This is a genomic window from Mesorhizobium sp. M0587, from assembly GCF_040320945.1.
Classification (GTDB): Bacteria; Pseudomonadota; Alphaproteobacteria; order Rhizobiales; family Rhizobiaceae; genus Mesorhizobium.
The window spans coordinates 23,366-33,939 of sequence record NZ_JAMYQP010000052.1 but is presented as its reverse complement, the minus strand read 5'-3'; the positions used below and the strand labels follow the sequence as shown (position 1 = coordinate 33,939).

At 64.0% G+C, this 10,574-nt stretch carries 10 protein-coding genes and 1 pseudogene; 3 read left to right on the top strand and 8 right to left on the bottom strand.

Annotated elements, in window-relative coordinates; translation table 11 throughout:
- Positions 1–153: 153 nt before the first annotated feature.
- A complete protein-coding gene (locus NKI49_RS29885; protein ID WP_352602575.1) occupies positions 154–657 on the bottom strand; it encodes an invasion associated locus B family protein in 504 nt (167 codons plus the stop codon).
- A gap of 364 nt (positions 658–1,021) precedes the next feature.
- On the opposite strand from NKI49_RS29885, the gene NKI49_RS29880 reads away from it, so the two are divergent.
- Positions 1,022–1,630, top strand: a complete 609-nt coding sequence (locus tag NKI49_RS29880) for a methyltransferase family protein (protein WP_352602577.1) — start codon at positions 1,022–1,024, stop codon at positions 1,628–1,630.
- 43 nt (positions 1,631–1,673) lie between these two features.
- On the opposite strand, the gene NKI49_RS29875 is transcribed toward NKI49_RS29880, so the two are convergent.
- The 5 genes from NKI49_RS29875 to ccmA form a co-directional block, all read right to left on the bottom strand.
- Entirely contained in the window at positions 1,674–2,036 is a 363-nt protein-coding gene (locus tag NKI49_RS29875; RefSeq protein ID WP_352602579.1) for a YkvA family protein, read from the bottom strand.
- Between the two features lie 168 nt (positions 2,037–2,204).
- The gene (locus NKI49_RS29870) at positions 2,205–2,780 is read right to left on the bottom strand and encodes a DsbE family thiol:disulfide interchange protein (protein WP_502899523.1); all 576 of its coding nucleotides are present in this window, start codon (positions 2,778–2,780) and stop codon (positions 2,205–2,207) included.
- Between the two features lie 2 nt (positions 2,781–2,782).
- Positions 2,783–2,950: a heme exporter protein CcmD gene (gene ccmD, locus NKI49_RS29865; protein WP_027027216.1), complete on the bottom strand. Its 168-nt coding sequence runs from the start codon at positions 2,948–2,950 to the stop codon at positions 2,783–2,785.
- A 158-nt stretch (positions 2,951–3,108) separates the two neighbouring features.
- Positions 3,109–3,774: a heme exporter protein CcmB gene (gene ccmB, locus NKI49_RS29860; RefSeq protein ID WP_352602583.1), complete on the bottom strand. Its 666-nt coding sequence runs from the start codon at positions 3,772–3,774 to the stop codon at positions 3,109–3,111.
- A 196-nt stretch (positions 3,775–3,970) separates the two neighbouring features.
- Positions 3,971–4,579, bottom strand: a complete 609-nt coding sequence (gene ccmA / locus NKI49_RS29855; RefSeq protein ID WP_352602586.1) for a heme ABC exporter ATP-binding protein CcmA — start codon at positions 4,577–4,579, stop codon at positions 3,971–3,973.
- A 284-nt stretch (positions 4,580–4,863) separates the two neighbouring features.
- On the opposite strand from ccmA, the gene acnA reads away from it, so the two are divergent.
- Positions 4,864–7,554 carry an aconitate hydratase AcnA gene (acnA, locus tag NKI49_RS29850; protein WP_352602588.1) on the top strand — a complete coding sequence of 897 codons (2,691 nt, stop codon included), beginning with the start codon at positions 4,864–4,866 and terminating at the stop codon, positions 7,552–7,554.
- Positions 7,555–7,645: 91 nt separating this feature from the next.
- On the opposite strand, the pseudogene NKI49_RS29845 reads toward acnA, so the two are convergent.
- A pseudogene (locus tag NKI49_RS29845) lies at positions 7,646–7,966 on the bottom strand (ceramidase domain-containing protein); the annotation flags it as partial.
- A 178-nt stretch (positions 7,967–8,144) separates the two neighbouring features.
- On the opposite strand from NKI49_RS29845, the gene NKI49_RS29840 reads away from it, so the two are divergent.
- Positions 8,145–8,924 carry a DUF1223 domain-containing protein gene (locus NKI49_RS29840; protein WP_352602590.1) on the top strand — a complete coding sequence of 260 codons (780 nt, stop codon included), beginning with the start codon at positions 8,145–8,147 and terminating at the stop codon, positions 8,922–8,924.
- Positions 8,925–8,947: 23 nt separating this feature from the next.
- Here the strand turns inward: NKI49_RS29840 and NKI49_RS29835 are convergent, their stop codons facing one another.
- Positions 8,948–10,333 carry an NAD(P)/FAD-dependent oxidoreductase gene (locus NKI49_RS29835; protein WP_352602592.1) on the bottom strand — a complete coding sequence of 462 codons (1,386 nt, stop codon included), beginning with the start codon at positions 10,331–10,333 and terminating at the stop codon, positions 8,948–8,950.
- Between the last annotated feature and the right edge of the window lie 241 nt (positions 10,334–10,574).

Here is a 10,574-nt window from a genome sequence, read left to right as displayed (position 1 = left end):
CCCGCCTCACGACGACGCCCTTGCGCTTCGCTAACCCTTCGCCGCCATCAGGCTGGGTAGAGGACTTACACCTCCGAGCTGTCGATCATGCTCGGCACACAAACAAAAGGCCGGGCTTTGCGGCCCGGCCTGTCAGTCAAGACGAAGTTTCGCCTATTTGCACTTGGCGATCGACGTCAGCGCCGCCGAAATGCCCTTCAGCGAGAAAACATAGGAGGTGGGGTTGCCGCGGCCGGACTTCGCGGAAACCTTCATGTCGCTGCCGGTCTTCATGGCGGCGATCAGCACCGGCTCCTCGGCGGCGTTCTCGACCCAGGCCGACTTGCCGCGGGTGAACATCGAGAACGTCTTCTTGTCGATGGTGACGGTGGCCTTGGAGCCTTCCTGGAAGTTGTAGCCGGCGATGAACTGAGGCTCGTAGGAGACCTGCTGGCCTGGCCGCTGGCTGACGAAGAAGAACATGTCGCCGTGGTCGAGCGTCGGCGGCTGCTTGTCGGTCGGCACGGTCAGGACATAGCAGACCTTGCCGCCCGAGGCCTGGTAGCTGTAGGTGCCCCAGGCATTGTGCTGGCCGATCTTGGTCGCCGACTGCGCCAGCGCCGGCGCCGCCGCGGCCATCAGGGCCAGGCTCGAAACTATAGCAATCAATCCGCGCATCGCTTTTCCCGTATTCCAAAGGTGCGGAGGCGGGCCGCCTTGCGTCCTGCCCGTCGCTTCATTTTGATTTAATCTGGGTTACCAAACGGTGAATTTCCTTTGAGAAAAGGACCTGCACCCCAGGAAACCGCCACCATTCCCGCGCCGTCGCCTTGCAAGCGGCTGGCGCGACGTCCCTTCGGCGACTTGGAGGCCACGAAAGCGGCAAGAGTTTGACTTTTCAGCCGTGCCCCGCGGCCATCCTAACTTCCGAGACACGTGACGAATTTCCCTCCAGGCGGTAGGATGCCCATGTTCGTATCCAAGGCACTTCCAAGGCGTCCAGCCTGGGCAGCCTCATCGGCAGCGTATGGGAGATTGGGTCATGGCCATTTCCGAGACGGTCCTGATACTGGCGGGCAGCGTTGTCGTCCTGTCGATCGCGTTCGGCATTCGTGTTGCCATGCGGGCAGCGGCCGCCGGTGCTGCGGCGATGCCGCGACTGGATGATGGGGAGAGCGGATCGCGCGCACCGGATGTGGCCGGGGTCATTGCGCTGCCGCCTTTGATCTTTCTCGGCTTCCTGGTGGTGGCAGTGGTTCTAGAGACGGTCATTCCGCTCCCGGTCCTGGCTGCACAGGCGCCCGCCCGCTATCTGGGCGGGGCCGTGCTCGCGGCGTGCGGGTTTGTCATCATCTTCATGGCGGCGGGGCGCTTTCACGCCGCCGGCACCAATATCCCACCGACCCTGCCGACGACGGCGCTGGTTGTCGACGGCATCTACCGCCGAACCAGGAATCCGTTTTACCTGGGGGCGACCCTTGTCTATTTGGGATTGGGCGTCGCGGCCGGAAGTTTTTGGGCCATCGTGTTGGTCGTCCCGCTGCTGTGGGTGATCAATGCCGGCGTCATCGCGCGGGAAGAGCACTATCTGGAGCGGAAATTCGGCGATGCTTATCATGCCTATAAGGCCCGGGTGCGGCGGTGGGTCTGAACGGCAGAGCTGAGCCCTCGTCCAATCCTTCCACCGCACCGGCTCAGCCCTTGTCGGCAATGGCGTTCCTGGCAGCCGCCCGATGCGCCGGCGTAATGTGAGCGCGGACGGCCGTGATCGCGGCGGTCAGCACGGCGATATCGTCGGTGAAGCCAAGTCCCAACACGAAGTCGGGGATGAGGTCCACCGGCAGGACGAAATAGCCGAGCGCCGCCACCAGGATGCCCTTCGCGCGCAGCGGCGTGTTCTTGTCCATGGCGCAGTAATAGGCGGCGACGACGTCTTCCATGAACGGAATCTGCCGCGCGGCCCTTTTGGCGGTGCGCCAGAACTTCTCGCGCACTTCGCTCTCCCCGCCCAGCCTGTCGCCAAAGCCGAAGAAATCGAACCCGGGTCTTTGCGCCATCAACCTCTCCTTGCGCGGCTCAAGCGCCTCCTGGCGCACGTCCGCGAGGCAAAATGTGGTGAAAGCACCGCTCCCCTACAAGATGCGAGCCGTTCTCGGCCCGGAAAAATCGGACCAGTTTGCTGCACTAACCCATGGCGGAGCCAAGACCATCCGTGTCGCCGCACGTCAGTCGGATGCCGCTAGCGCCTTCTCGATTTGCGGCAGCAGCAGCGTCCGCGCCGAGTCCGGCGTCAGCGGGCCGACATGTTTGTAGGCGATCTTGCCGTCCTTGCCGATGACGAAAGTTTCCGGCACGCCGTAGACGCCCCAGTCGATCGCCGCGCGGCCGGCTTCATCGACGCCGATCGCCTGGAAGGGATTGCCGAGATCGCCCAGGAAGCGCCGGGCGTTTTCCGGCTGGTCCTTGTAGTTCAACGCCGCCATCACGAACCGCTTGTCCTGCGCCAGGCCCAGCAGCACCGGGTGCTCTTCGCGGCATGGCGCGCACCATGACGCGAAGACGTTGACCAGCGTGACCTTGCCGGCGAAGGCTTTCGAATCGAGCCCCGGTAGGTTTGAGCCTTCCAGCGCCGGCAGGCTGGTCTGCGGCGCCGGCAAGCCGATCAGCGCAGACGGCACCTCCGAAATGTCGCGCCCCGACAGAAGCTGCGACAGGAACAGGCCCGCCAGGCCGAGAAAGATCAGCAGCGGCAAAAGCACGAACAGGCGGCGACGGGTCGGCGACGGCGTTTCCGTTTCCATGCTCATGATTGGGCCGCCTTGTCGGACCGGCGGCGAACGCCGGCCGCTTCGAGTTCGGCGAGTTCGCGCTTCCGCGCGCGCTGGTCGAGCAGGATCCAACCGATCAGCCCGGCCAACGCCACGGCGGTGATCGCGTAAGCAGCGGTAACGTAGAGTGCATGCGCGCTCATGCCTGCCGCTCCCTCGACATCCTTCTCTCCAGCCGCATCCTTCCGCCTTGCTCGATCATACCTTCCCTTAACGGCGCCTGCGCCGCTTCGCAATCGGCCGCCGCGCCGCAGCCGGCGGGCTTATACCGTCGCCACGCGGCGACCAGCCTTGATATCGCTCAATCCGTTCCATGACGCAGCGCCAGCGCCGCCGATACCGGCCCCAGCACGCTAAGAAACAGCGTCAGCGCGGCAAGAATGAGGAAGGGCTGCAGAAACGGATCGGGATTGGCGGTCGCGCCATAGCTCGCCGAAACGCCGAAAATCAGCACCGGTATCGTCACCGGCAGCACCAGCACCGAGATCAGCAGCCCGCCGCGCGGCAGCGCCACCGCCACCGCAGCACCGGCCGCCCCGATGAAGGTGATCGCCGGCGTGCCGACCAGCAGCGTCAGCGCCGTTGCGCCGATGGCGAGCGGCTCCATGTTCATGAACAGGCCGAGCAGGGGCGCGGCGACCACCAGCGGCAAGACGCTGCCGGCCCAATGCGCCAGGCATTTCACCAGCACAGTCAGCGCCAGCATGTGCCGGTCGTTGCCGAGCACCAAAAGATCGAGCGAGCCGTCCTCTCGGTCGGCCTGGAACAGCCGGTCGAGCCCGAGCAGGCAGGAAAGCAGTGCGCCGACCCACAGGATCGCCGGTCCGATGCGGGCAAGCAGCTTGAGGTCCGGCCCGACCCCGAACGGAATGGTGGCGATCACGGCGAGGAAGAAGATGACGCCAGTCAATGCGCCGCCGCCGGCCCGGATGTTGAGGCGGATATCGCGGAGGAAGAGGGCTACCATGATTGGAGATGCCTTCGCCCGGGTACCCCCCTCTGTCCTGCCGGACATCTCCCCCTCAAGGGGGGAGATTGGCAGCTTCGGCGTTGCACCAATTTTCCAACCGTTGTCATGAGCGAAAGCCGAGGCAACAGCCAATCTCCCCCCTTGAGGGGGAGATGTCCGGCAGGACAGAGGGGGGCGCCGTAGGGTGCTTGCATCAAGACGCCTGTCCCATTCTTAGTTCCGTCGCCCCTTCCAATCCCAGCGGCAGATGCGTGGCCGCAAGCACGATCCCTCCGTCCTCGATATGCCTCGCCATCGCCCCCGCAAACCGCGCCTCCGAAGCCTTGTCCAGCCCGGCCGTCGGCTCATCGAGCAGCCACAAGGGCCGGTGGCTGACCAGAAGCTTGGCGATCGCCGCGCGGCGCCGCTGCCCGGTCGAGAGATAGCCGAACGGCAGGTGCCCGATGCCATCAAGCCCGACGGTCTCCAGCGCCGCTTCGACGCCGACGGATCCACGGCCGTTGAAGTCGCGCCAGAAGCGCAGGTTTTCCGTAACGCTGAGCGCCGTCTTCATCGCGTTTTGGTGGCCGAGATAGTGGCAGGCCGAGGCGATCGACGGAAATTCATCACCCCCGCCCTCGATCAGCAGGCGGCCCTCAGCCTTCGGCAGCAGTCCGGCGACGATCCTGAGCAAGGTCGATTTGCCTGACCCGTTCGGCCCGGTCACGACAAGCGCCTGGCCCCGATCGAGGGCAAAGCCAATGCCGGAAAACACCGTCTCGCCGCCGCGTTCGCCGCCTAGATTTTCGGCGATAAGCCGCATTCCTGCCTGCCCTGGAACCAGTGCGTCGCGGCGGCTGCCGCATCGCACAAATTTGCTTTTTAACTGTCTAGAACTATTCCAGAAAATTCTCTATATGCGGTGCATCCGTGCCAGCGGTCGGCACGGGATCAGAATTAGCGCCGAACCAGCGCACGCGCCGCCTTGAACGGCTCGGGTTGCTTGGGAGCGGACAGCGGAAATGGCCGTACCCGCACCTTTGCGCGTGATTGCATGCCATCGGCGTCCGTTCCCTTTCAGGCTGAACAGACAAGGACGGATCGCACGTGTCAAAATCCCTCGACAGTTTCAATTGCCGCCGCACCCTGACCGCGGGCGGCGCGGACTATGTCTATTTCGATCTCATCGAGGCCGAGAAGAACGGCCTCACCGGTATTGCCCAGTTGCCCTATTCGATGAAGGTGCTGCTGGAGAACCTGTTGCGCAACGAGGACGGCCGGTCCGTCACCAAGGACAGCATCCAGGCGGTTGCCGGCTGGTTGACCGACAGGGGCACCGCCGGCGTCGAGATCGCCTATCGCCCGGCTCGCGTGCTGATGCAGGATTTCACCGGCGTTCCGGCCGTGGTCGACCTTGCGGCCATGCGCGATGCCATGGCCTCGCTGGGCGGTGATCCGCAGAAGATCAACCCACTGGTTCCCGTCGACCTCGTCATCGACCATTCGGTCATCGTCGACGAGTTCGGCACGCCGATGGCATTCGCTCGCAATGTCGAGCTTGAATATGAGCGCAACGAGGAACGCTACAAGTTCCTGAAATGGGGCCAGCAGGCGTTCCGCAACTTCCGCGTCGTGCCGCCCGGCACCGGCATCTGCCACCAGGTCAATCTCGAATATCTCGGCCAGGTCGTCTGGACCAACACCGAAGACGGCGAAATATCGGCCTATCCCGACACCTGCGTCGGCACCGATTCGCACACCACGATGATCAACGGCCTTGGCGTGCTCGGCTGGGGCGTCGGCGGCATCGAGGCCGAGGCGGCCATGCTCGGCCAGCCTGTCTCCATGCTTTTGCCCGAGGTCATCGGCTTTCGTCTCACCGGCAAGCTGAAGGAAGGCGTCACGGCAACCGATCTCGTGCTCACCGTCACCCAGATGCTGCGCAAGAAGGGCGTCGTCGGCAAGTTCGTCGAGTTCTTCGGCCCCGGCCTTTCCAACATGACGCTGGCCGACCGCGCCACCATCGGCAACATGGCGCCCGAATATGGCGCCACCTGCGGCTTCTTCCCGGTCGATTCGGAGACCATCCGCTACCTGACCATGTCCGGCCGCGAGGAAAGCCGCATCGCGCTGGTCGAGGCCTATTCCAAGGCGCAAGGCATGTGGCGCGACAAGGGTTCGGCGGACCCCGTGTTCACCGACCTGCTCGAACTCGATCTCGGCGAGGTCGTGCCGTCGATGGCCGGCCCCAAGCGCCCCGAGGGCCGCGTCGCGCTCGAAGGCATTCCGGCCGGCTTCGTCAAGGCGATGGAGACCGAATACAAAAAGGCGGCTGAAATCTCCAGGCGCTATGCCGTCGAAGGCACCGATCATGATCTCGGCCATGGCGACGTCGTCATCGCCGCCATCACCTCCTGCACCAACACCTCGAACCCGAGCGTGCTGATCGGCGCCGGGCTGCTCGCCCGCAACGCCAACCGCCTGGGTCTGAAGCAGAAGCCGTGGGTGAAGACCTCGCTGGCGCCGGGCAGCCAGGTGGTCGCCGAGTATCTCGAGAAATCCGGCCTGCAGAAGGAGCTCGACCAGATCGGCTTCAACCTGGTCGGCTTCGGCTGCACCACCTGCATCGGCAATTCCGGCCCGCTGCCGGCGCCGATCTCCAAGACCATCAATGACAAGGGTCTGATCGCTGCCGCGGTGCTGTCCGGCAACCGCAACTTCGAAGGCCGCGTCTCGCCCGACGTGCAGGCGAACTATCTCGCTTCGCCGCCGCTGGTCGTGGCGCATGCGCTCGCCGGAACCGTCACCAGGGACCTGACCACCGAGCCGCTCGGCGAGGACAGAAACGGCAATCCGGTCTACCTCAAGGATATCTGGCCGAGTTCGGCCGAGATCCAGGAGTTCATCGAGAAGAACGTCACCCGCGAGCTGTTCGCCCGCAAATATGCCGACGTTTTCAAGGGCGACGAGTACTGGCAGAACGTCAAGGCGCCGGAAGGCCAGACCTATGCCTGGGACGACAATTCGACCTATGTGCAGAACCCGCCCTATTTCGCCGGCATGACCGCAGGGTTCGGCAAGATCGGCGACATCAAGGGCGCGCGCGTGCTTGGCCTGTTCGGCGATAAGATCACCACCGACCACATTTCGCCGGCGGGTTCGATCAAGGCCGCCTCGCCGGCCGGCAAATACCTCACCGACCATGGCGTCGGCGTCGCCGACTTCAACCAGTACGGCACACGGCGCGGCAATCATGAAGTGATGATGCGCGGGACCTTCGCCAACATCCGCATCCGCAATCACATGCTGGGCGAGAACGGCCGCGAGGGCGGCTACACCATCCACTACCCGTCGAAGGAAGAGGAATCGATCTACGACGCCGCGATGGAGTACAAGAAGGAAGGCGTGCCGCTGGTCATCTTCGCCGGCGTCGAATACGGCAACGGCTCGTCGCGCGACTGGGCGGCCAAGGGAACGAATCTCCTTGGTGTCCGCGCGGTCATCGCGCAGTCGTTCGAGCGCATCCATCGCTCGAACCTGGTCGGCATGGGCGTCATCCCCTTTGTCTTCGAGGAAGGCACTTCGTGGGCCTCGCTCAACCTCAAGGGCGACGAGCTGGTCGAGATCGACGGGCTGGATGCCATCAAGCCACGCCAGAAGATGATCGCCAAGATCACCTGCGGCGACGGCGCGGTGAAGAACGTGCCGATCATCTGCCGTATCGATACGCTGGATGAGCTCGACTACTTCAAGAACGGCGGCATTCTGCAGTACGTGCTGCGCGATTTGGCTGCTTAAAGCAGCAAGGGAATAGGGCAGTAAGGGAGTAGGGCAAGGAAGGTGGCTCCCTACTGCCCTACTGCCCTACTGCCCTACTGCCCTCTTCGGCGCCCCATTTCATGCCGAGAAACCGGCGCAGGTTGAACAGCGTATAGGCCAGCGTGAAGCCGGCGATCGGCAGCACGTCGGCCCAGACCGTGCCCCTGGTCGCAAAGGTATGGAAGATGGTCGAGCCGATGCCGATCGCTACCACCCACCAGGCCAGCAGCTCGGCGAAGGTGCCGGCTTGCAGCCGCCACACTTCCCGCACGCCCCATAATCCCGCGGCAATGAAAGCCAGGTTGGTCAAAGCATTGGCCGGCTCTGCCCAAAGTCCCGGGCCGGTTCGCTCGCAATAGAGATCGATCGGGGTCAGGAGAGTTTGCCACATGACGATGATGCCATCCCCGAATCGAACCGCGCGATGAAATGCAGCGTCCTCTCCTATTGCGGCCTTACCTGCGGCTGCAACGGCAAAATTTCACCGCAACGTGACTTCCCGTTGACTTCCGGTTCTGCCACATATTTCAGCAATCAGAAAAAAGCCGGCGCCACCGGCGGGAATCGGAATGGTCATGGCTTCGAGAAGATCACTGTGGTTGGCAGCCGTTACGCTGGCCTTCTCGGCGCTTGCCGGGGCCGGGAATGCCGCCGGGTCCGAGAGGATGCAAGCTGAAAAACCGGCAAGGCCGCTCGGCGTGGTTGAACTGTTCACCAGCCAGGGCTGCAATTCCTGTCCGCCGGCCGATGCCCTCTTCGCCGAACTTGCCGCCAAGCAAGACATCGTCGCGCTGGCTTATCACGTCGACTACTGGGATTATCTCGGCTGGCATGACACGCTGGGCCGCAAGGAGAACACCGAGCGCCAATATGACTATATGCGCGCCTTCGGCAGCCGCTCCGTCTACACGCCGCAGGCGGTCATCAATGGTCGCGCCCATGTCAACGGTGCCAATCGCGGCGAGGTCGAAGGCGCGCTCGCCCGCATGGCCAAGGCCGGTGAAGGCATGCGTGTCGGCATCAACATCAGCCGCACCAGCGATCGCGTGATCATCGACACCGGCGGGGCCGGAACCGGACCCAGCGATGCCCATGTCGTCATCGTCTATTTCGACCCGCCGCAGACGATCCAGGTCGGACAAGGCGAGAACACCGGCCACAAGATGACCTATTGGAACGCGGTGACGGGCATCCAGGCCGCCGGCATGTGGCATGGCAGGGCGCAGCGCTACGAATTGCCGTTGAGCGAGATTTCCAAGAAAGGCGGCAGCGCCGTGCTCTTGCAGTCGGTCGGCAAGGACGGCATGCCCGGGCCCATTCTCGGCGCCGCTCTCATTTACAAGCCCTGATTCCCTGGAATTGCTTCAATGCTTTAGTGGCCGGTCAGGCGGTCGGCGAAGGCGGCGAGGCGCGATGTCCGCCCAAGGCCCTTCGCCTCGCGCTGATCGGCGATGCGATAGAGCTGGTACATGGAATGGACGCCAAGCCAGCGCAGCGGCTCCGGCTCCCATTTCTTCACCGCGCGGTTGACCCAGGGCAACCGGGTCAGCTCGGTGTCGCGGCCAAGAACCAGGTCGCGCAAGGTACGTCCTGACAGGTTCGAGCTTGAAACGCCGAGCCCGACATAGCCGCCCGCCCAGCCGATGCCGGTTTGGCGATCGAAGCCCGATGTGGTGCACCAGTCGCGTGGCACGCCGAGCGTGCCGCACCAGGCGTGGTCGAGGCGCACGCCCCTGGTCTGCGGCAGCAATCTCGTCAGGATCTCGTGCAACTGGTCGATGGTCGTTTGCTGGGTTCGACCCCGGATGTCGGTGCGCGAGCCGAATCGGTAGGGTACGCCGCGGCCGCCCATGGCGATCCGGCCTTCCCGCGTGCGCTGCGCATAGCAATAGGTATGCGCGGCGTCGCCCAGCACCTCGTAGCCGCTCCAGCCGATCGCGTCCCAGAGCTTTTGCGGCAGCGGCTCGGTCACCACGATGGCGCTGTTCAGCGGCAGCCAGAGGCGCTCGAAGCCGGGAATGCCGGCCGTGAACCCTTCGGTGGCACGCACGATCTTTTCGGCACGCACGATGCCGCGGCTGGTGGTGACCTTGCCTTTCTCGATCGCCAGCACCTGCGTCTGTTCGTAAATAGGAACACCGAGCCGCACGACCGCCGTCGCCAGCCCCTGCACCAGCTTGGCCGGCTGCACACGGGCGACGTTGCGCACGACGAAGGCGCCCAGCACATTATCGATGGCGATGCGCTCGCGCGCCTCCTGCGCACCGATGAAGGCCAGCTTCTCCTCCGGCACCTCCCAATGCCGCGCCTCCTCATACTCCGCCCTGGCGCGCTGCAATTGCGCCGGGTTGGTCGCGACGGTGATGTTGTCGACGCGGCGGATATCGGCATCTATGCCTTCGGCCTCGGCGACCGAGATTACCTCCTCGACAGTGCCAAGCATGGCGCGCTGCATGTCGATCACGGCGCCGCGCGACGAGGTCTTGGCGTATTTCTCGCGCGACCAGCTGAAGCCGCCGGAAAGCCAGCCGCCGTTGCGGCCCGAGGCGCCGTAGCCGGCGAACTCCTTCTCGACGATGGCGATGCGCAGCGATGGCTGCGCCTTCTTGAGATAATAGGCGGTCCACAATCCGGTATAGCCGGCCCCCACGATGCAGACATCGGCATCGATATCGCCGGGCAAGGGCGGACGGCTTGCCGGTACGCCGCCCATGTCGGCATACCAGAACGACACGTCGCCATTGTGCTTGGCTTGCATTGCGATCGGCTTTCTAGAGTAAATTCGAGGAAACGTATGAACGGCTTTTCGCCCGGAGTCGCGTCGAAACAAAGAGATGGAGCGGCTCGGCGCTTTCTCGAAATGATGCGCGCCTTTCGCCCCGGCCTAACAGGGATGTCTCACCCAGCCATTCCCGACGGCGATGTCGGCTTTCAAGGATCGGCTTTTACATCAGCCGCATGCAGGCATGAAAAAACCGACGCCAGCTTGCTTCTGACGT